The sequence below is a fragment of the Eikenella halliae genome (genome assembly GCF_001648475.1).
Taxonomy (GTDB): Bacteria; Pseudomonadota; Gammaproteobacteria; order Burkholderiales; family Neisseriaceae; genus Eikenella; species Eikenella halliae.
In genome coordinates this window covers 106,314-127,999 of the sequence record NZ_LXSQ01000023.1, presented here as the reverse complement: position 1 = coordinate 127,999, position 21,686 = coordinate 106,314, and the positions used below count along the sequence as shown (strand labels likewise).

Genomic DNA, 21,686 nt, shown 5'->3' with positions numbered 1-21,686 from the left:
TATCTTTGTTAGGCAATCACCGGCTGCAGATAAGGCTACCTGAAAGTCAAAATCCAGAGACAAGGAGAAGCAAATGTGGAAAAAACCGAATCCTCGCACACTGGACGGCTTGCTCGCCGCACTGTTCTATGTGCCGATGCTGGTACTGTTTATGGTTTATGCCGATTGGTATGGTTTGAGCCTGTATATCCTGCTGATGCTGCCCACGCTAGTTGTGTACGTGTTCGGCCTCAAATGGAAAGAATTTAAACCCTATCTGGCCTCAGGCATTTCACTCAGCGCCAATATGGCGCTATGGTGGGTATTCCTTCAATCCAACACAGATGCGCTGTTTATTTATCTTATCGGGATGTGTGCCTGGTCTCTCGGCTTTTTCTGGCTGTTGATCACCCAGCGTGATTGGGAAGGCAGCAATAAAGGCGTATTTTGGCGAGGATTTCTGATGACAGGGGTAGGTTTTGCGCTTGCCTGCTTTGCTACCTTATTCTAACGAACACACCCGCCGCCATAGCTGAAACAATTATTTCCTCAAACCAGACAGTAAGCCGCCATGTCCTCCATCCAGCTCATCACCCCCACCCCGCACACCCTGCCCGACTACGCCCGCCATCCTGCAATAATTATTTCCAACACCCCGCCTGCCTCCTGCCTCTACCTGGCCGCCGAAGAGCAAGGCATCGTGTTGCACCGCGCGGGCGACAAAGGCAGCGTTTGGGTAGATTTCACCGCCGGCGCGGCGCAACACAGGCGGCTGCACGGCGGTGGCGAGTTGCTGGCCAAAGCCGTCGGCCGCAGCAAACAGCCCGCCGTTTGGGACGCCACCGGCGGGCTCGGCCGCGACAGCTTCGTGTTGGCCGGGCTCGGGCTGAACGTGCATATTTTCGAGCGGCACCCCGCCGTATACTGCCTCTTGGCCGACGGCCTCGCTCGCGCCCTGCTCCACCCCGATACCGCCGAAACCGCCTCCCGCCTCACCCTGCACAATGCCGACGCCGCCGAATACATGCCGCAACTGACCGCCGAAATCGGCCGCCCGCAAGTGGTGTATCTCGACCCGATGTACCCCGAACGGCGCAAATCGGCGGCGGTAAAAAAAGAAATGGTGTTTTTTCACGAGTTGGTCGGCACCGCTCAAAACGATGCCGCCCTGCTCGATGCCGCCCTCGCCACAGCCACCGCCCGCGTGGTGGTCAAACGCCCGCGATTGGGCAATTTCCTGTGCGGCCGCCAGCCGGATTACCAATACACGGGCAAATCAACCCGGTTTGATGTGTATAAGGGAAGCGGTAGCAAACATAGTATTTAGCAACTTAACAAAAAGCAGCCCGCTAAACTGCAACGGGCTGCTTCTTCAAAAACTCAAGGGCGATTATCGCGTTTAAAACCCCACCAACTTTTAGGCAACCATCCCATTATCCACAAACATTCAAAAATGCCGTACAGACAAGCGATTACAACGCCGAGCACGATACAAGCCAAACAAAATATACCGAACAACACAAACAGCATTCCCAGCGCAGCCATCATTCCCCCTTTACCATGAGCTGCCTAACAGCATAAATTATAGAGAGAAAATTATCCATCACCGCTTAGAGCGTCAAGCTTATAGTGAATTAAATTTAAATCAGGACAAGGCGACGAGCCGCAGACAGTACAGATAGTACGGCAAGGCGAGACAACGCTGTACTGGTTTAAATTTAATTCACTATAAACCAGCAAAAAACACTGTTTCTATTTTTCAGGTAGCCTCTGCCAAAGGCTACCTGAAAACAGCTTCCGAAAAAACCGGACAACCCAACAAAAAGCAGCCTGCACTTCAAATTCCCAAAGTACAGGCTGCTTTTTGCATCCACTCAATCACGCCCTACCGAACACCTTCTCCAAATGCGCCCGATAATCCGCCAAATACTGTTCCACCTGCGGATTCTTTATCACATCGTTGCAGATGAACGAGGGCAGGCGCGTGGTGCCGAGGAACTCGTTTGCTTTATGAAAATGGAAATGCACACCGTCCACGCCCGCGCCCTCAAAGAAATCGCCTTCTCGGGTAAACGCCTCAATCGGCGCGTTCCAAGTGGATGAAATCATGTGTTTTTTGCCATGCAGCAAGCCGCCCGTGCCGTAGCCTTCCGTCGGGTTTACACGGTGGCGGCCGTCGTTGGCCACCAGCTTGTTCTCGCCCACGCCTGCGGTAAACACTTCATCGATATATTTTTTCACCGTCCACGGCTCGCCCATCCACCAGCCGGGCATCTGCCAAACCACCGCGTCCATCCACAGCCATTTTTCCACTTCGGCATCTTTGTCGTAACCTTCTTCAATCACGGTTTCCTTCACCGCATGGCCGAGTGCGGTCAGCGTGTCGCGTGCGGTTTGGTGCAGCGTGTGGTTCAGGCGGCCGGCGGAATGACCGAAATGTTGGCCGCCGTCAATTAACAGAATATTCATGTTGTCTCCTCAAATATAGTGGATTAAAATAAAAATGAGACAAGGCGGCGAGCCGCAAGGCGTACAGGTAGTACGTCAAGGCGAGCCAACGCCGTATCATTGCGATTTTAATCCACTATATTTGAAAATCTTCATCTTTGGCTCATTTCTTCGCCATGCGCTTCTCTTTGGCGGGCATACTGGTAATATTTCCATATTGTCTGCGCGTTTTGCGGTGCTGTTGCTTTGAACTGTGCTCAAATCTGAAGTTTTGCAAAGGTCCCAACCCATGTATTATGGAGTAAATCATCGTGATTTATTTTAGAAAGGCGGATGAAAAAGATCTTGCCGCTGCAGCCTCGGTTTTAACTGCTGCTTTTGCCGAGCATGAGGTTTATAGGAAAAAATTCCGTCCTCTGTTTGGCAGCAGCCAGTCCTATGTTGACTTTCTAAACAGACTGCATGCAGTTATGGTTAAGGTAGCGATGCGTCATCATATCTGCCTGCTCGCTGAAGAGGACGGCCGTCTTCTGGCAGTCGCTACCATTCATAAACTTGGCTGCCATCCTGTCAGTACGCTTTCATTTTTGTGGGCAGGAGCTTGGAGGATGTGGAAATATATCAGCCAGCTTCTAGTCTTTCAAAAAGTCTTCGGGGAAGGTAGTAAAGAAGCTAAGAGAATTGGCGTTCGAAGCCTTTATCTTGAACTGCTGGGCGTGATGCCTGATTGTCAGGGCAAGGGGGTCGGCGGTCTTTTTATAGCAGAGGGACTTGAGGCACTTGCCAAAGAGGAGAAAAGCCAGCGCCTTACCTTGATTACCCATACAGAAAGCAACTGCCGTTTTTACAAAAAGAACGGGTTTCGGCAGCTGGATGTTCGTGATGTTGAAGGTGTCAGAACATGGACTTTCGAGAAGCCCTTGGCCGATATTGGTACTCTTTGATATTTGGTAATTTTTGAGAGAGCATATCCGGAATTTTGTGTGTGAGGGCATACCATGACGTCTGACAGGAGGACGACGTATGCCGAGCAGAAAGACCACCCGTGCCGCGAAGGCTGGATGCCCTGCATTCCCAGAACGAATAACGAAAGCCGCCGATACGGGCGGCTTTTCTGCGTTCTGTCGTCCCGTATGCGACGGTATAGTCGATTAAAATTGCAATGATACGGCGTTGGCTCGCCTTGACGTACTACCTGTACGCCTTGCGGCTCGCCGCCTTGTCTCATTTTTATTTTAATCCACTATATTTGCGTTGAAAAAGCATTATTGTACCCCGATGCTTTATAATGAAAACAGCAATAATTGCAAAACACTTTTCCAGAAAAGCAACAATGAAACCCATTCGGACGAACTGGCCGTGTTCGTGCAGGTGGTGGAAAGCGGCAGCTTCAGCCGCGCGGCAGAGCGGCTCGGGCTGGCCAATTCCGCCGTCAGCCGCACCGTGAAACGGCTGGAAGAGAAACTTTCCACCAATCTGCTCAACCGCACCACACGCCAGCTTCGGCTTACCGAAGAAGGCAGCCGTTTCTTCAGGCGCGCTCGGCAGATACTGCACGACATCGATGCCGCAGAAGCAGAACTCCTCTCCTCGGGCGGTACACCGCAGGGCATTCTTCGGGTGGATTCCGCCACGCCCACGCTGCTGCATCGCATTGCCCCGCTCGTGCGCCCGTTTCGTGAGCGTTATCCGCAGGTGTCGTTGCAGCTTACCTCGTCCGAAGGCTATATCGACCTCATCGAACGGCGCGTGGATATTGCCATCCGCGCAGGCAGCCTGCACGATTCTGCGCTGCGCGCCCGACACCTGTTTGACAGTCGCCTGAAGCTTGTTGCTGCGCCCGACTATCTGGCCAGATACGGTAAGCCGGAGACCGTCGCCGATCTGTCGCGGCACACCCTCATCGGCTTCTCCGAACCCAGAACCCTGAACAACTGGCCGTTTGCCGACACCGGCCACACGCCCTACGCCGCCGTGCCGCAACTGTCCGCCAACAGCGGCGAAACCATCCGCCGCCTGTGCTTGGAAGGCAACGGCATCGCCTGCCTGTCTGATTTCACCGTCGCCGCCGATATTGCTGCGGGACACCTGCACGAACTCCTACCCGACCGCGCCTTGAACGAAGCCAAACCGTTTTACGCCGTCTATTACGGCGACAATGCCGTCAGCCCGAAAATCCGGGCATTTGTGGATTTTTTGGCGGAACAGCTGGGGGAAAGGAGGGCTGGGGTTATCTGAAAGATTTTGCAGGGCGGGTATAGCGGGTTAAATCTAAATCAGAAGCAGGCGACGAAGCCGAAGCGGTACAGATATAGTGAATTAAATTTAAACCAGTACAGCGTTGGCTCGCCTTGCCGTAACGTGTGTACTGTCTGCGGCTCGTCGCCTTGTCCTGATTTTTGTTAATTCACTATATTTTTCAGCTAGTCTCCGGGTGTCGGCATAACCGCCTACGTTCAAACGACATATCTCACAACCAATCCGCCAGACGCAAAAAGGCTACCTGAAAACCAAACACGGCGTTTTCAGGTAGCCTTAAAAATGGCTTCAGCCTTTCAGGTAGCCTCCCCGAAGGCTACCTGAAAACTTCAAGCCCATCCAAACCGAAACCTCCTGCCGTCCCATTCGGAACGGCAGGAGGTTTGATCTTTCATTCCGCCTTAACGCTGCTGATTTTGCAGCAAGGCGGCACGTTCTTTGAATGCTTCGTTTTCCTGCGGGGTCAGTATCCACATTTCCAAGATATTGCCCGCTCCGTCGCGGCGCAGAGCCACGATGCGGCCGGTATAGTTTTGCAGCTGGCCATGGGTAATGAAGCGGTTGTTATCGTCTTTAATGCGCACACCCTGCACCATATTCACAGTTTTCGCGCCATCGTCCAGCCAGCCCAGAGTCAGGGTACGCAGCCAAGAAAAGCCGTCTGTAGTGAGTGTAACCTGCGGGAAGGAAGCGGATTTCAGCACGGCCACTTCCATGCTGTCGATGGGGAAGCGGTATGCCCAAGCGGTGCTGCTCAAGGCCAGCAGCAAAGCCAGCAAATATTTTTTCATGTTTCGTCTGCCTGTGTGGTTAATCGGGTTAAAACGCTGCCATTATAATATTTTGGTAGGCAATCGGCTACTTACACGCCGCCGGGATACCGCGCCAAACGCGCGAAAGCGTGGTGCCGTTGGCATACAGTTTGATCACCGAACTTTTCACGCCGCGTTGGTGCACATCCATCAACACGCCATCTTTGTTGGTAAAGGGATTGTGCAGCGCCACAGTATAGGCCGAATTGGTGTAGCTGCGGACTTGGATAAAGTTATCCGGCAGGCGCAAACGGGTTTGCAGCTGTTTTTGCAGGCACTGTGCCGCTTCGCCCGGCGCTTTTTCGCTCTGCACCTCCACTTCCGGCCTGCCGCGCGTGGGCTGGCTGCGGAAGCCGTAGGCTCTGATCGAGCTGCCGATTTTCACATCATCGCCGTAATTGATATGCGATTGCTGCCGGCGGATACCCGCCGCTTCCGGCGACACGCAGCCGGCCAGCACCAAAAGCGGCAGCAGCCACAACAAATTGGAATATTTCAACTTCCCTCTCCTACCTAAATGGCGGATTAACAACAATCGGGGCAAGGCAGCAAGGCGAGCCAACGCAGTACCGGTTTTCGTTAATTCGCTGTACAGCCGGCCAAATCTTTTATTTCCGGCCAATTTGAAAAAATGAGGAATGCCCGTGAAGCATCCGTAAAGCCGGGCATGATAGCAGCCAATCAAGCAATTTCGAAACCATTTAACCCGGCTTTACGCCAATACGCTGTTCGCGCTGTTATTTTTACAATTTTCAGGCCGCCTGCAAGCCCTGAGGGGCTACCTGAAAACGCCAACCCCGCCGCCGTCCGGCACTTGACAGCCCCCGCCGCGCCGCTTACACTCCCTCCCCATGAATACGCAAAACTTCTCTTTCGTCCCGTTTTATTGGTACCGCCCAGCCGAGCGGTATCTTTTGCTGTGCGCCTGATTTGCGCTACCCTAGCCGAAAGAAAAGCTACCGCCCGGAAACCCCGAGCGGTTTTTTATTTGCTCCGGCAAGGCCGCTCACCCACGGAACCCCTCCCATGAACCGCCAAGCCGAACAGGAACATAAAATGTCTGCCCTAGCCCGCCAACTCCGCCAGCTTCCCCCCACCCAGCCCCGCACCGAGCTGCAACGCTGGTATTTGGCCGTGGACGGCAACCAGCACCGTGCCGATTTGCAGGCCGATACGCCGCAGCAGCAAGATTTCATGCTGTGCGAAGCCCTGCTGCCGCAAATCCGCTCCTTGGCCTGCCTGATTGCTGCCGAGCGGCACAATTTCGAGCAGCACAGCCCGGAAGTGTTCACAGAAGAAGCCGATTGGTTTGCCGCCCGTATTTTGGTGTTGGGCGTGCGTGTGTTTCATTTAGACATCACGCTGATTCCGATGCTGCAAACCGCCAACCGCCGCGCCGCCGAATACGCCCGCAAACACGGATTGCCCTTCACCCCCGCGCAAATGCGCATGAGCCTGCACGCCTCGCGCCCTGAGGGCGGGCTGATTTTGGAAAACGCCTGCTTTGCCGATGCGGATTTGGGTATAATCGGCAATTCGCTGCAACTGAGCCACAGCCTGCCCAATCTGATTACCGGTTGAACGCAGACTGGCGGCTACAGGCGCACAAAACATACCGTCTGATAAAAAGGCTACCTGAAACGAAGTTTGCCCAAGCAAACCGAGTTTCCGCAAAGCGAACAACCAAGCCGCCATCCAACCCAAACCACCATGCTCGTTTTCAATCCCGAATACATCGACCGACCGCCCGAACGCCTGCCGCGTTTGGGCGTTCTATTGCTGCTGCTATGGATTACCCTGCCGCTGGCTTTTGCCCTGCCCGTTGGCGTGATTGCCGTATTCGGCGTGCTGTGGCTGATCCAGCTCGGGCTCACGCTCATCGGCAGCCGCGGCCTGCCCGCTTGGGCCACCGCCGTCGGCGGCCTGGCCGTGTTTGGCTTCGTGTTTTCGCAGCTGGGCACATTTCTCGGCAGCGAAGGCGGCAGCGCGCTGCTCTTGCTGCTGGTGCTGCTGAAAACCTATGAAAGCCGCGTGTTGCGCGATTGGCATATGCTGCTCACCGCCATGGTATTCCTGATGGGCGCCACCGTGCTGCTCAACCAAGGCATGTTCATCGGCCTGTGGCTGTTGGCCGGCCTGTTCGGTACCGCCACCTGCATCGCCCTCTTGAATATGCCGCTGCGCCTGGCCGCCCGCCACGCCGTTACCGCCCTGCTGCTCACCCTGCCTCTGGCCGCCGTATTATTTATCGCCGTGCCGCGCATGAGCGAGCCTTTATGGCGCATTCCGCAGCCGCCCAAACCCGGCCAAGCCCAAACCGGCCTGTCCGACACCATGCAGCCGGGCAGCATCAGCAATTTGGTGCAGAGCAACGAGCTGGCTTTCAACGCCACTTTCGACGAGGGCTACACGCCCAACCAATCCGACCTCTATTGGCGTGCCATCACCATGAGCCAGTTTGATGGCGAGCAATGGCGTGCTGACGACGATTTCATTGAAAGCAACGCCACCACCAAGCCTACCCAATCCATCGTGTCCTACAGCATCATTATGCGCGACGAACGGGGCCGTATTCCCGCGTTGGATTATCCCTTCATCAATTCCAGTGCTGCCAATTCACGCAGCAAAATGCACTTTGTGGAAGGCCACACCGTGCGTGTGCGCAGCCATGATGGTTTACGCCGCTTTTCCTTGCAGGCCGCCATCGGCAACAGGCTACCTGAAAAACTTTCCCCCTCGCGCCAGCGCCAGCTGAGCCGCCTGCCCGGCTACAGCAACCAGCGCGTCCGTTCGCTCGCCCGCCAGCTGCGCAGCCAATCCGCCAACACCGTCGATTTCGTCAACCGCACCCTGGCCTACTACCGCAACCAATCCTTCGCCTACACCCTCAATCCCCCGCTCGACCGCAGCCCCGACCGCATCGACAACTTCGTGTTCGACAACCGCCGCGGCTTCTGCGAACACTACGCCGAAAGCTTTGTGGTCATCATGCGCGCCGCCGGCGTGCCCGCCCGCGTGGTTACCGGCTATCAGGGCGGCGAATACAACCCCGACGGCGGTTTCTGGCAGGTGCGCGGCAAAGATGCCCACGCCTGGGCCGAAGTGTGGCTGCCCGAAGAAGAAGCCTGGCTGCGTATCGACCCCACCGCCGCCATAAGCAGCAACCGCATCGAACAAGGCCTCTCCTCCGCGCTGGAGGGCGGCGAGCAAGAACTGGTGGCCGGCAGCGGCAATTGGCAGTGGTGGAGCAAACTCAGCGCCGAAGGCCAGTTTTACTGGCAGCAATGGGTGGTGAACTACGACAGCAGCTCGCAGCAAAGCCTGTTCCGCAGCTTGGGCTTGGGCGGCTTCAACCTATTGAGCCTGCTCGTGTTCCTGCTGGTTGGCGGCACTTTGGCCGTGATTCCGCTGTGGCTGTGGTGGCGGCGCAGCAGTCGGCGTTATGCCAACTTGTTGGAAGAAGGCTTCGCCCGCATCAAAGAGCGCCTGCTCGACGTGGAAGGCATCGACCCTGCCGCCCTCGGCCCTGCCGAAACCGCCAACATCCTGCGTGAGCAGGAATGCCTCAGCCCCGAGCTGGAAAGCCTGTTGGCGCAATACGAACGCTGGAACTACGCCGATGACAGCCTGCCCCCGAAAGCCGCGCAAAAACGCTGGTATCGCCAGTGCTGCCGCGCCGTGCGTAAGGTTAAGCTGTAACACACCGCGCTTTTATAGTGAATTAAATTTAAACCAGTACAGCGTTGTCTCGCCTTGCCGTACTATTTGTACTGTCTGCGGCTCACCGCCTTGTCCTGATTTAAATTTAATCCACTATACCTAGCCGAACTCGGATTAACGTTCCACATCCCGTTTGTCTGTTATCTTTCAGGTAGCCTTTATCAGAGTAAGCTAAAGCCCGGATAAGGCTACCTGAAAATTTATTCACCACACCCGAAAAGGATAAACCATGAAACGTTTCTTCCCCCTGATGGCCGCCCTCGGCCTGGCCGCCTGCGCCGGCAGCCAAACCACTTCCGCCCAAGCCGACGCCCAAGCGCCCGCCATCGGCACCCCCAACCCCGCCAGCGCATACTGCGTGCAGCAGGGCGGCAAGTCTGAAATCCGTAAAAACCAAGACGGCAGCGAATACGGCGTGTGCATCCTGCCCGACGGCAAAGAAGTGGAAGAATGGGCATACTACCGCGCCAACAACGGCGGCAGCGGCACATAAGCCCCACCCGGCCAAACAGGCAGGCTACCTGAAATCCGATTTTCAGGTAGCCTGTTTGCCTTTCCCCGCCCCAAGAATAGCGGCGATAATGCTAAAATACCGCCTTTATAGTGAATTAACAAAAACCAGTACAGCGTTGGCTCGCCTTGCCGTACTATATATACTGTCTGCGGCTCGCCGCCTTGTCCTGATTTTTGTTAATCCACTATAGCACCATCAATGCGCGCCCCGCGCACCCGTGCGCCTGAATAACCCATCAAAGCATCCCACATGGCCTACCAAGTTCTCGCCCGCAAGTGGCGCCCCAAAACCTTTGCCGATTTAGTCGGGCAGGAACACGTTGTCAAAGCCCTGCAAAACGCCCTGGGCAAAGGCCGCCTGCACCACGCCTACCTGCTCACCGGCACGCGGGGCGTGGGCAAAACCACCATCGCCCGCATCCTCGCCAAAAGCCTCAACTGCGAAACCCCGCACGAAGGCGAGCCCTGCGGCCAATGCCAATCCTGCCGCGACATCGACGCCGGGCGGTTTGTAGACCTGCTCGAAATCGACGCCGCCTCCAACACCGGCATCGACAACATCCGCGAAGTGCTGGAAAACGCCCAATACGCGCCCACCGCCGGCAAATACAAAGTCTATATCATCGACGAAGTGCACATGCTCTCCAAATCCGCGTTCAACGCCATGCTCAAAACGCTGGAAGAGCCACCCGAACACGTCAAATTCATCCTCGCCACCACCGACCCGCACAAAGTGCCCGTTACCGTGCTCAGCCGCTGCCTGCAATTTGTGCTGCGCAACATGACCGCCCAGCAGGTGTCGCAGCACCTTGCGCACGTTCTGACCAGCGAACAAATCCCCTACGAAGCCCCCGCCCTCGCCCTACTCGGCCGCGCCGCCGCCGGCTCCATGCGCGACGCACTCAGCCTGCTCGACCAAGCCATCGCCATGGGCTCCGGTAGCGTAACCGAAGCCGACGTGCGCCAAATGATCGGCGCCGTCGACCAACGCTACCTTTACTCCCTGCTGCAAGCCGCCGCCAACCAAGACGGCGCCGCCCTGCTCGCCACCGCACAGGAAATGGCCGGCCGCGCCATCGGTTTCGACAGCGCCTTGAGCGAGCTCGCCCTCCTGCTGCAAAAGCTCGCCCTCATCAAAACCATCCCCGCCGCCGTGCCCGCAGACGACCCCGAGCGCGACACCCTGCAACAGCTCGCCGGCCAACTGGGCGACGAACAAATCCAGCTGTATTACCAATGCGTTATCCACGGCAAACAAGACCTGCCGCTCGCGCCCGACGAATACGCTGGTTTCGTGATGACCCTGCTGCGCCTGCTCGCCTTCGCCCCCTTGGCCGCCGCCGATCTGCCCGAAGGCAGCCGAATCAGCGGCAGCGAACTGCACGATCCCGCCCCAAAGCCCCGTCCGGCTGCCACACCGCAGCCGGATAAGGCCCGCATTCCAGCCGAAAACCATCCCGCAGAAGCCCCGCCCGCCCAAGCCGAACCCAGGCTACCTGAAAGCAAATCTAACAGCCAAAATGAACACGACAGCTTTTCAGGTAGCCCGAACGACAACGGCAGACTTTCGCCAAACGAACCCCTGCCGCAGGAAACCGCCCCCGCCGCCCGCCATACCAACAGGCTACCTGAAAACATTTCAGGCAGTCCAAACAGTCAGCACGGGCTTTCGCCCAATCCAAACGCCTCCGGCAATCCCGCGCCCGATTCGGCCGAACCCGGCCGTCCCCATCCTAGCGAGCCGCAACCTGCCCCGGCAGAAACCATCCCCGCCGGTTTTGAAACCCGGCAGCCCGACAGCCTCCCAAGCCCAGGGCTAGCTGAAACCGAGCCCCGCCAAAACCCCGCAAACGAGTTTCCGCATAGCCGAAACCAAAATGACAGCCTGCCCCAGCACCAGCATGATGCCGTATCCCGAAACGAATCCGGATTAGGCCGCGAAAGGCTACCTGAAACCGAACAAAGCGGATTTTTACACAGCCCAAACGGGCAAAATGAACCATCTCCAGCCCAATCGGCCGCTGCCGAAACCCCGGAACACCCCGGCACGACAGCCCTGCCTCTGCCCGATGCCGACACTTGGCCGCACATCGTTGCCGCCATCGCGCCCAAAATCGGTGCCGCCCAAATGAGCGCCCAGCACACCGCCTGCCTCGGCTACGACCCGCAGCAACACCTGCTCACCCTCGCCGTGGCCGAAGCCGGGCAAGTCAGCATCAGCCGCGAACACATCCAGCGCATCGAGCAGCACCTGGCCGCCGCCTACGGCCATCCCGTCAGCATCCGCACCACCGATTGGCCGGCCGGCGGCACAGCTGCCGAAACCCCCGCCATGCGCCAACAACGCCTGCGCCAGGCCGCCCGCAACCAGGCGCAAAGCCTGCTGGAGCAAGACCCCGCCGCGCAAGACATCCTCAATCTATTCGGCGCCCGCTGGCTGCCCGAAAGCCTTGTATTGCAGGGAAACGGCCAAACCTAAGGCCGCTCCCGCACTTTTTTATCCCACCCACTCTTTAAAATAGGAGCACACTCATGTTCAGCAAAGCCGGCCTCGGCAACCTGATGCAACAGGCACAAAAAATGCAGGAAAAAATGAAACAAGCACAGGCCGAATTGGCCAACATCACCGTGGAAGGCGAAGCCGGCGGCGGCATGGTGAAAATCACCCTCAGCTGCCACCACGCCGTCCAACGCGTACACATCGACGACAGCCTCGCCGCCGATGCCGCTTCCGACAAAGAAATGCTGGAAGACCTGATTGCCGCCGCCTTCAACGATGCCGCCCGCAAAGTGGAAGCCGCCGCCCAACAGCATATGTCGCAATTCACCCAAGGCCTCGGCCTGCCCTCCGGCATGGACAACTTCTTCAAGTAATCCGCACATAAACACCGGCTGCCCGAACCCGTCAGGCAGCCGGTTTGTTTGGCCATTGCTGTGAATGAAAATATAGTGAATTAACAAAAATCAGGACAAGGCGGCGAGCCGCAGACAGTATAGATAGTACGGCAAGGCGAGCCAACGCTGTACTGGTTTTTGTTAATTCACTATAAAGTTCGATTGGCTCGCCATATCGCCTTAAGGCTACCTGAAAATGAGAAAACAGCTTTCAGGTAGCCTCCCAGCCATCCGCCTCATGCTAAAATCCGCCATCATTTTTTATCCAAACCCCGAGGCCACACCATGAACACCCGCCCCGAAATCCGCGCCGCCGCCTTCGATTTGGACGGCACCTTAGTCGATTCCCTTACCGACCTCGCCGCCGCTGCCAACGAAGCCCGCCGCAGCGAAAACCTGCCCCTGCTCGACGAAAAACTGATGATGTCCTACGTGGGCGACGGCGTGGGCAAACTCGTGCACCGCGCCCTCACCAACGACCCAAACGGCCAAGCCCCCGACGAAGTGTGGCAGCGCGCCTTCGCCGTGTTTGCCCAGCATTATTCCGAACACCTCGACCGCCACACCTACATCTACCCCGAAGTGAAAACCGGCCTCCAGCTCCTGAAAACCCTCAGCATCCCGCTGGCCGTAATCACCAACAAACGCGAAGCCTGGGCCGCCGAGCTGCTGCGCCGCCTCGGCCTGGCCGACCTGTTCAGCCTCGTGGTGGGCGGCGACACCCTGCCGCAGCGCAAACCGGATGCCGCGCCGCTGCTGCACGCCGCCGAAGTATTGGGCGTGAAGCCGGAAAACATGGCGATGGTGGGCGATTCGCGCAACGACATCCTGGCCGCCAAAGCCGCCGGCTGCTTTGCCATCGGCGTGCGCTACGGCTATGCCGATATGGACAAACTGGCCGAAGATCCCGCCACCCGCGCGGATTGGATCGTCAGCACCCTGCCCGAAATCTACGACCGCCTGCGCCCCGATGGCCGCCGTTAAATCCCTGCGCAGCCGCGCCTTAGATTTATTGTCGCGGCGGGAAATGTCGCAGGCCGAACTACGGCGCAAACTCGCGCCCTACGCCGAAGACCCCGCCGAAATCGACGCCTTGCTGCAAGAGTTTGCCGAGCGCAACTGGCAATCCGACCGGCGCTACGCCGAAAGCTACGTATACAGCAAAGGCAGCCGCTACGGCCGCCTGCGCCTCGCCCAAGGACTGCAACAGCAAAAGCTGGACAGCGAACTCATCGAAGCCGCCCTGCCCGACCGCAGCAGCGAACGCGCCACCGCCCGCGCCGTGCTGCGCAAAAAGTTCAAACAGCCCCCCGCCGACTTCGCCGCACAGCAACGCGCCGCCCGCTTCCTCGCCTACCGCGGCTTCGACCACGACACCATCCGCCACGCCCTGGATAAAGCCTGGCAGGACGAAGAAGAGTGGGACGAATAAACAGCAAGGCTACCTGAAAGCACCCACTCGGCGTTTTCAGGTAGCCTTTTGCCATACAGAATCCTGCTGCAAAGGCTACCTGAAAAATAATGTACGGATGTAGAGCGGATTTAAATAAGAACAGGACAAGTCGGCAAGCCGCAGACAATGCGGCCAGCCCGAGCCAACGCAGCGGCATCCTAACCTGTAATTCACGATAAATATGGCCGCCTGCCGTTTACGCACAAACCCGCCAATATGTTCAGGTAGCCCCTTCCCCAATACCCGCCATGCCCGTTACCGCCTATCCCGCCCTCATCCTTTTTGCCCTCATCGCCTCATGCAACTGGCTCTTCCTGCGCAAAGGTCATTCGCTCACCCCCTTGGTCGGCCCCATCCTGCTCTTCCTCGGCAGCATAAAGTGGGCGGAGCCGTGGTATTACTGGCTGCTCCTCCTGCTCGATCCCGGCAGCATCACCACCCTGCTCGACCTGCCCGCCATACTCAAACTCATATGGGACGGCAGCTTCCTCAACCGCACCGCCACCTACCGCAGCCCGCAACACACCTTACGGCTCTACCGCAACGGCAGCTTCGAGCTGGAATACGAGCCCGGTAAAGCCGAATTGGCGGCCTGCGAAGGGGAAATCGACTGCGGCTGCAGCGGCAATTGGCGGCACGAAGCAGATAAACTGCACCTCTTCCACGGCGGCGCCCCCTTAGTCTGCTTCGCCATCGCCAAAGAAAACGGGCGGGAATACCTGCTGGCCGATCACCCCAATCCGTCCTTCCGTCTGCACGGCGTGCACCTCTTCCGCCGCTGACCCGTCACCATCATTGCTATCTAAACCATCTATCCGCCGCCCCTCTGGCGCTACCTGAAAACCCTCGGCAGAAAATGGCAGAATCTTTGCCACACCCGCCGCAAGCACCCTAATTTAGGCTACAATACAACCGTCTGTTCCAATCCCCCACCCCCTCAACACCGAGCAAGCAGAAAGGATGCAGGATCATGAAGTTTAACGAACTCTTCCACCACAACGACTTTATCGGCCGCCACCTCAGCCTGTCCGACCGCGCCGCCCTTTTGGCCGCGTTGGGCGAAAAAGATGTGAGCAGCTTTGTGGAGCACACCGTGCCGCAAAGCGTGCGTATGCCCGGCTCGCTGCAGCTGCCCGAAGCATTAAGCGAAGCCGATGCCTTGGCCAAGCTCAAGGGCATCGCCGCCAAAAACCGTATCAATAAAAGCTATATCGGCCTAGGCTACTACCCCACCCGCCTGCCGAATGTGATTCTACGCAATGTGCTGGAAAATCCGGGCTGGTACACCGCCTATACGCCCTATCAAGCCGAAGTGTCGCAAGGCCGTTTGGAAGCGTTGTTGAACTTCCAGCAGGTGTGCATCGACCTCACCGGCTTCGAGCTGGCCGGCGCCTCCCTGCTCGACGAAGCCACCGCCGCCGCCGAAGCCATGACCATGGCGCGCCGCGTGGGCAAATCCAAATCCAACCAATTCTTTGTGGACGAGCGCGTTTACCCGCAAACGCTGGACGTGATCAAAACCCGGGCCAAATATTTCGATTTTGAGCTGGTGGTGGGCGATTTCGACACCGCCCGCAACGGCGAATACTTCGGCGCGCTGTTCCAATATGTGGGCAAAGACGGCGACGTGGCCGATTTGGCCGACGTGATTGCCGCCGTGAAAGCCAAAGGCGCGATTGCCGCCGTGGCTGCCGACATCATGAGCCTAGTGCTGCTGAAACCACCCGCCGAACTAGGCGCCGACATTGCCTTGGGCAGCACCCAGCGCTTCGGCGTCCCGATGGGCTTCGGCGGCCCGCACGCTGCATACTTTGCGTTTAAAGACAAAGACAAACGCTCCGCCCCCGGCCGCATCATCGGCGTATCGGTGGATGCTTCCGGCAAGCAGGCGCTGCGTATGGCGCTGCAAACCCGCGAGCAGCATATCCGCCGCGAAAAAGCCAATTCCAATATTTGTACTTCGCAAGTGCTGCTGGCTAACTTGGCCGGTATGTATGCGGTGTATCACGGCCCTGAAGGCGTAAACCGCATCGCCCGCCGTATCCACGCGCTGGCTGTTGCTTTTGCCGATGCAGTGCAGGCTGCCGGCGGCAAAGTGGTGCATTCGGTATTTTTCGACACCGTAGCCGTGGATTTCGGCAGCAAGGCGCAAGCCGACGGCGTGTACCAAAAAGCGCTGGATACCGGCTTCAACCTGCTGCGCATCGGCGAGAACGTGCTGGCTGCCGCCTTCAGCGAAACCTCCAGCGCCGAAGAGTTTGCCCAACTGGTGGAATTGTTCACCGGCAAGGCAGCCGCCCTGCCCGAGAACGCGCCCGCCAGCAGGCTACCTGAAAACCTGCAGCGCAAAAACGCCATCCTGCAACACCCCGTGTTCAACAGCTACCACACCGAACACGAAATGCTGCGCTACCTGAAAAAACTGGAAGAGCGCGACCTGGCCATGAACCGCAGCATGATTTCGCTCGGTTCCTGCACCATGAAGCTGAATGCCACCGCCGAGATGATTCCGATTACCTGGCCGGAATTCACCAACGTGCACCCGTTTGCCCCGCGCGAACAAGTGCAAGGCTGCCTGGAAATGATCCACGGCCTGCAAGAGCAGCTCAAGGCCGTTACCGGCTTCGATGCTATCTGTATCCAGCCCAACTCCGGCGCGCAAGGCGAATACACCGGCATGGTGACCATCCGCCGCTACCACGAAGCGCAAGGCCACCCCGAACGCAACGTGTGCCTGATTCCGCGCTCCGCCCACGGCACCAACCCCGCCACCGCCCATATGGCCGGTATGCAGATTGTGATCGTGGATACCGACGAGCACGGCAACGTGGATATTGCCGACCTGAAAGCCAAGGCCGAACAGTATAAAGATACGCTGGGCGCACTGATGATTACCTACCCGTCCACCCACGGCGTGTATGAAGAAGGCATCCGCGACATCTGCCGCATCATCCACGAAAACGGCGGCCAGGTGTATATGGACGGCGCCAATATGAACGCCCAAGTCGGCATCATGCAGCCGGCCGAAGTGGGCGCCGACGTGTTGCACATGAACCTGCACAAAACCTTCTGCGTGCCGCACGGCGGCGGCGGCCCCGGCATGGGCCCCATCGGTTTGAAAACCCACCTCGCCCCGTTTGCACCGAGCCACGTCGTGGCACCGGTGGAAGGCGCAACCGCGGGCATGGGTGCCGTATCTGCCGCGCCCTACGGCTCCGCCAGCATCCTGCCGATTACTTGGATGTACATCAGCATGATGGGGGCAGACGGTTTGCGCCAAGCCACCGAAACCGCCCTGCTCAACGCCAACTACGTTGCCAAGCAGCTCTCCGCCGATTATCCAGTGCTCTACACCGGCAAAAACGGCCGCGTGGCGCACGAATGCATCATCGACCTGCGCCCGCTCAAGGCCGAAAGCGGCATCACCGAAGTGGACATTGCCAAACGCCTGATGGACTACGGCTTCCACGCCCCGACCATGTCCTTCCCCGTGGCCGGTACGCTGATGATCGAGCCCACCGAAAGCGAAAGCAAGACCGAGCTCGACCGCTTCATCGCCGCGATGAAACAGATTAAGCAGGAAGCGCTGAAAGTACAGCGCGGCGAATGGCCGAAAGATGACAACCCGCTGGTCAACGCACCGCACACCGCCGCCGATGTAACCGGCGAGTGGAAACGCGCCTACAGCCGCGAAGAAGCCGTCTATCCCCTGCCCTATGTGCGCGAGAACAAATTCTGGCCGAGCGTAAACCGTATCGACGACGTATATGGCGACCGCCACTTGGTTTGCTCCTGCCCCAGCATCGAGCACTATGAAGGCTAAACATCGGCATTAACCCTGCCATCAAGGCAAAGGCTACCTGAAATCCCATTTTCAGGTAGCCTTTTATAGTTTGCATTTGGCATCAGAACCAGCCCTTTACCAAATCGGGCAGATTGAACTTAAAGAGAAAGCCAGGCCACAGACAGCACGGGAATGCAGCAAGGCAAGCCAACGCCGGAGTGGAAAGTATAGTGGATTAACAAAAATCAGGACAAGGCGGCGAGCCGCAGACAGTACACACTGTTACGGCAAGGCGAGCCAACTCTGTACTGGTTTTTGTTAATTCACTATAAATTGATCGGCCGCAAGCCCAACGCACACCAAAGGCTACCTGAAATTTTTCAGGTAGCCTTTCAGCTCCGCATTGCCGTTCAGACAGCCGTCTTCATTCCGCCTTTTCTTCCCGCAAACATTCTGCCAGGCCTTCTTTCCCGCTGCCTGCGCAGACTTCCCCGGCGGGCACGGCGGAAGCGGCCGCGGCCTCTTTCGAGAGCTCGGCCAAGGCGCGGGCGTATTCGGGCGATTGGCGCATCAGCACGCGGGCAGCCTCTTTCAGGTTGTTGATGTCTTCGCGCGGCAGGTAAAAGCTTGTGGAAATATTGAGCACGTTTTTGCGCAAGGGGGAATCGGGCAAGTCGCGCAGGCTGAGGCTCACGAAATGCATGCTGATCGGGTGGCCTTTGCGGCTGCCGGCCTGGCTGTTCCATTGGTCGGCCACGGCGCGGATGCGGCGTAGCGACTCCTGCGAATTTTGGTCGATGGGTACGTTGATGATGGCACTCAACACATCGTAGAGGCCGGGCACTTTGGCGCTTTGGTCGATGATGCTGTCGGGCTGGTTTTGCGCGTTCATGCTGATTACGATGATTTTGCGCACGTTTTGGTTGGCCAGCTGGCGGTACAGGGTATGGCTGGGGTAGATTTCAGCGGCGTCCAGCAGGCCGCGCAAACCGAGGTTGTCGGTGAGGCCGCCGTCGAGCAGGTGGATGTAGGGGCGGCTTTTGCTGTTTTGATATAGCGCCAACTCTTGGCCGAACTCGCGGCGGGTTCGGGTTTGCTGCTGCTCGTCGCTGCCGTGTTCCAACGCGTTTTGCAGGCGCGGCGGCAGGGTGTAGCCGCAGTTGCCGCCGTTGTTGTTGATCGTAATCGGGCTGAACACCACGGGCACGGCGCTGGAGGCGGCCACGGCGCGCGCCAGGCGCAAATCGGACAGGTCGAGGCACATCAAGTCGAAAAATTCTTGCGTGAAATCAAAGCGCCGCCCTATCGACATATCGGTGGCCGACACCACGGCAAACGGGCCTTTGCGCCGCCTGGCCAAATCGCCGAAGGTGGCGTGGCCGAACAGGCTGGCTTCAAACTGCTCCTGCAGCAAATCGCCGCGCCCGAATTCGGGCGAGGTCAGGCGCGGCAGGTTGGCCAGCGAAAACACCTGCCGGCTCACCTGTTTTTGGAAGTTCTGCTTCAAGAATTGCTGTTCGAATGCGGGGATGGTGTCGCGCCCGTGGAGCGAATAATAAGTGGCCAGCACCGAGCCGCCGGACACGCCGTACACCAAGTCCACGCTATCGAGCAGCGGCTTCTCCCTCCCTTCGATGTACACCGGCTGCTTGGCCAGCTCTTCGAGCACGCCGTAGCCCAAAGCCGCCGCGCGCGTGCCGCCGCCGGAAAACAGCAGCACCACGAATACATCGTCGTTTTGCTGCGCGATGCTCTGCTCCAGCCGGTAGCCCTGCGTGGTGTCCACTTTCGAAATGGTGGCCACCGGCCGATAGTTCACCAGCGAGCAGGCCGAAAGCAGCGCCAGCAAGGCGGCGGCCGAGCCGCGTTTGAATATTGTGTGGGGTGTTTTAATCCGCATCAGTCTGTTTTCCGTTTATTTGTTGTGCTACAACATGACGAGGCTACCTGAAATTTCAGGTAGCCTTGATTTGGAGCGGTATTATACTCATCCCCGCCCCGTAATGACACGCTCCCCGCAGCAAGGTAAGATATACGCCTGCCGCCCGGCATACCCGATAGCGGCTTCACCCTGTTTCCGCTACGGCCACAGCCCACCTTGCCGTATTGTGATTCGGCCCGCCGCCTGTATCGAAAGTGAATTGAATCCCCATATGACCATCCCCGCCAATATGCTGGCCGCGGTAGACCTCGGCTCCAACAGTTTCCGCCTGCAAATCTGCACCAATCACAACGGGCAGCTGCAAATCGTTGATTCCATCAAAGACATGGTGCGCTTTGCCGCCGGGCTGGACGAACACAAACAGCTTAGCCGGGTTGCCCAAGAGCGCGCGCTGGCCTGCCTGGCCAAATTCCACGAGCGCCTGCGCGGCTTCCCGCCCGAACAGGTGCGCGCCGTGGCCACCAACACCTTCCGCGTGGCCAAAAACATCGCCCCCTTCATGCCGCTCGCCGAAGCCGCCTTGGGCTTCCCCATCGAAATCATCGCCGGGCGCGAAGAAGCCCGCCTCATCTACACCGGCGTCATCCACACCCTGCCGCCCGGCAGCGGGCAGATGCTGGTGGTCGATATCGGCGGCGGTTCCACCGAATTCGTAATCGGCAGCCGCCTGCAGCCCGACATCACCGAAAGCCTCAACCTCGGCTGCGTGAGCTACAGCCTGCGTTTCTTCCCCAAAGGCAAAGTATCCGCCGAATCCTTCAAGCTCGCCGTCAACACCGCCCGCAGCGAAATCCAGCGCATCGCCAAGCTGTTGAAAAATACCGGCTGGCAGCTGGCCGTGGGCACTTCCGGCACCGCCCGCACCCTGCGCGACCTCATTGCCGCCGCCAATCCCGAAGACAACCGCATCACCCCCGCTGCCCTGCAAAAAATCGCCGCCCGCCTGATTGAAGCCGGCAGCGCCAAAAAAGCCAAATTCGACGGCATGAAGGCCGACCGCATCGAAGTATTCGCCGGCGGGCTGGCCGTGATGAGCGCCGTCTTCGCCGAGCTCGATATCGACAGCATGACCGTAACCGACGCCGCCCTGCGCGACGGCGTGTTCTACGACCTCATCGGCCGCCAGCTCAACGAAGACATGCGCGAGCAAACCATCGCCCACTTCCAACAGCGCTACCACGTCAGCCCAAACCAAGCCAAACGCGTGGCCGCCCTTGCCGCCCAATTCTTCGACATGCTCGCCGAACGCGAACCCGAAAAAGAGCGCCAATACTGGCAACAATACCTGCGCTGGGCCGCCCTCGTGCACGAAATCGGCACCGACATCGCCTACACCGCCTACCACAAACACTCCGCCTACATCCTCGGGCAGGCCGACATGCCCGGATTTTCCCGCCAAGAGCAGCAAATCCTCGCCACCCTGGTGCTCGGCCAGCGCGGCGACTTGAAAAAAATGGCCGAACTGCCCATCAGCCCCACCATGTGGCTTGCCGTGGCCGCCCTGCGCCTGGCCGTACTGTTCTGCCGCGCCCGCCAACCCATCACCCTGCCCGCAGGCACCCGACTGAGCTACGAAAACAAAAACTACACCCTCGCCATCAGCCGCCAATGGCCGGAAGACAACCCCCTCACCGCCGGCGCGCTGGCCGACGACGCCGCCCAATGGCGCAAAATCGGCATCCGCTTCGGGCTGCTGCTGCAATAACGCCGGCATAGAACAAACTTTTCAGGTAGCCTTCCGCCGCCACGCCAAACAAAGGCTACCTGAAAACCCAACCCTCCTTTTTCAGGTAGCCTCCCCGGCCAGAGAAAGGCTACCTGAAAACCACGGCCTCAACGATAGTGGAACACCAATCGAAAGCCCGTGTGATTTGCTATAAA

General features: G+C 58.3%; 18 protein-coding genes and 1 pseudogene. 14 read left to right on the top strand and 5 right to left on the bottom strand.

The features are described 5' to 3' along the window. Positions 1-73 precede the first annotated feature (73 nt). Both A7Q00_RS10225 and A7Q00_RS10220 read left to right on the top strand, forming a co-directional pair. The gene (locus A7Q00_RS10225; protein ID WP_064090435.1) at positions 74-490 is read left to right on the top strand and encodes a hypothetical protein; all 417 of its coding nucleotides are present in this window, start codon (positions 74-76) and stop codon (positions 488-490) included. A gap of 60 nt (positions 491-550) precedes the next feature. Further along, entirely contained in the window at positions 551-1,306 is a 756-nt protein-coding gene (locus tag A7Q00_RS10220) for a class I SAM-dependent methyltransferase (RefSeq protein WP_064090434.1), read from the top strand. A gap of 551 nt (positions 1,307-1,857) precedes the next feature. Here A7Q00_RS10220 and A7Q00_RS10215 read toward each other — a convergent pair. Then, positions 1,858-2,448, bottom strand: a complete 591-nt coding sequence (locus A7Q00_RS10215) for an NAD(P)H-dependent oxidoreductase (protein WP_064090433.1) — start codon at positions 2,446-2,448, stop codon at positions 1,858-1,860. Between the two features lie 290 nt (positions 2,449-2,738). Between A7Q00_RS10215 and A7Q00_RS10210 the strand changes: the two genes are divergently transcribed. Next, positions 2,739-3,371, top strand: coding sequence for a GNAT family N-acetyltransferase (locus A7Q00_RS10210; RefSeq protein WP_064090432.1), 633 nt, complete (start codon positions 2,739-2,741; stop codon positions 3,369-3,371). 334 nt (positions 3,372-3,705) lie between these two features. Further along, positions 3,706-4,665 carry a LysR family transcriptional regulator gene (locus A7Q00_RS10205; RefSeq protein WP_082887825.1) on the top strand — a complete coding sequence of 320 codons (960 nt, stop codon included), beginning with the start codon at positions 3,706-3,708 and terminating at the stop codon, positions 4,663-4,665. Between the two features lie 422 nt (positions 4,666-5,087). Here A7Q00_RS10205 and A7Q00_RS10200 read toward each other — a convergent pair whose 3' ends face one another. Both A7Q00_RS10200 and A7Q00_RS10195 read right to left on the bottom strand, forming a co-directional pair. Continuing rightward, the gene (locus tag A7Q00_RS10200; protein ID WP_064090431.1) at positions 5,088-5,477 is read right to left on the bottom strand and encodes a hypothetical protein; all 390 of its coding nucleotides are present in this window, start codon (positions 5,475-5,477) and stop codon (positions 5,088-5,090) included. 67 nt (positions 5,478-5,544) lie between these two features. Beyond that, a complete protein-coding gene (locus A7Q00_RS10195) occupies positions 5,545-5,997 on the bottom strand; it encodes a hypothetical protein (protein ID WP_245637563.1) in 453 nt (150 codons plus the stop codon). A 527-nt stretch (positions 5,998-6,524) separates the two neighbouring features. On the opposite strand from A7Q00_RS10195, the gene A7Q00_RS10190 reads away from it, so the two are divergent. Together A7Q00_RS10190 and A7Q00_RS10185 are read left to right on the top strand one after the other, a co-directional pair. Continuing rightward, entirely contained in the window at positions 6,525-7,079 is a 555-nt protein-coding gene (locus A7Q00_RS10190) for a hypothetical protein (protein WP_156503806.1), read from the top strand. Between the two features lie 66 nt (positions 7,080-7,145). Continuing rightward, positions 7,146-9,197: a transglutaminase TgpA family protein gene (locus A7Q00_RS10185; RefSeq protein ID WP_245637562.1), complete on the top strand. Its 2,052-nt coding sequence runs from the start codon at positions 7,146-7,148 to the stop codon at positions 9,195-9,197. Positions 9,198-9,212: 15 nt separating this feature from the next. Here the strand turns inward: A7Q00_RS10185 and A7Q00_RS14335 are convergent. Further along, a pseudogene (locus A7Q00_RS14335) lies at positions 9,213-9,328 on the bottom strand (IS5/IS1182 family transposase); the annotation flags it as partial. A 119-nt stretch (positions 9,329-9,447) separates the two neighbouring features. On the opposite strand from A7Q00_RS14335, the gene A7Q00_RS10180 reads away from it, so the two are divergent. The 7 genes from A7Q00_RS10180 to gcvP all read left to right on the top strand — a co-directional run bounded on the left by A7Q00_RS10180 (position 9,448) and on the right by gcvP (position 17,902). Beyond that, positions 9,448-9,711: a putative hemolysin gene (locus A7Q00_RS10180; protein WP_064090430.1), complete on the top strand. Its 264-nt coding sequence runs from the start codon at positions 9,448-9,450 to the stop codon at positions 9,709-9,711. Between the two features lie 270 nt (positions 9,712-9,981). Continuing rightward, a complete protein-coding gene (gene dnaX, locus A7Q00_RS10175) occupies positions 9,982-12,210 on the top strand; it encodes a DNA polymerase III subunit gamma/tau (protein ID WP_064090429.1) in 2,229 nt (742 codons plus the stop codon). 53 nt (positions 12,211-12,263) lie between these two features. Next, the gene (locus A7Q00_RS10170; RefSeq protein ID WP_064090428.1) at positions 12,264-12,605 is read left to right on the top strand and encodes a YbaB/EbfC family nucleoid-associated protein; all 342 of its coding nucleotides are present in this window, start codon (positions 12,264-12,266) and stop codon (positions 12,603-12,605) included. 306 nt (positions 12,606-12,911) lie between these two features. Continuing rightward, positions 12,912-13,610 carry a phosphoglycolate phosphatase gene (locus A7Q00_RS10165; protein WP_064090427.1) on the top strand — a complete coding sequence of 233 codons (699 nt, stop codon included), beginning with the start codon at positions 12,912-12,914 and terminating at the stop codon, positions 13,608-13,610. Then, positions 13,597-14,058 carry a recombination regulator RecX gene (gene recX / locus A7Q00_RS10160; protein WP_064090426.1) on the top strand — a complete coding sequence of 154 codons (462 nt, stop codon included), beginning with the start codon at positions 13,597-13,599 and terminating at the stop codon, positions 14,056-14,058. The genes A7Q00_RS10165 and recX overlap by 14 nt, the downstream gene beginning before the upstream one ends. 269 nt (positions 14,059-14,327) lie before the next feature. Beyond that, positions 14,328-14,861: a hypothetical protein gene (locus tag A7Q00_RS10155; RefSeq protein WP_064090425.1), complete on the top strand. Its 534-nt coding sequence runs from the start codon at positions 14,328-14,330 to the stop codon at positions 14,859-14,861. A 188-nt stretch (positions 14,862-15,049) separates the two neighbouring features. Then, entirely contained in the window at positions 15,050-17,902 is a 2,853-nt protein-coding gene (gene gcvP / locus A7Q00_RS10150) for an aminomethyl-transferring glycine dehydrogenase (protein WP_064090424.1), read from the top strand. Between the two features lie 385 nt (positions 17,903-18,287). Here the strand turns inward: gcvP and A7Q00_RS10145 are convergent, their stop codons facing one another. Beyond that, a complete protein-coding gene (locus A7Q00_RS10145; RefSeq protein WP_245637561.1) occupies positions 18,288-19,763 on the bottom strand; it encodes a patatin-like phospholipase family protein in 1,476 nt (491 codons plus the stop codon). A gap of 253 nt (positions 19,764-20,016) precedes the next feature. Here A7Q00_RS10145 and ppx point away from each other — a divergent pair, with 253 nt between their 5' ends. Then, entirely contained in the window at positions 20,017-21,510 is a 1,494-nt protein-coding gene (gene ppx, locus A7Q00_RS10140; protein ID WP_064090423.1) for an exopolyphosphatase, read from the top strand. Positions 21,511-21,686: the final 176 nt, after the last annotated feature.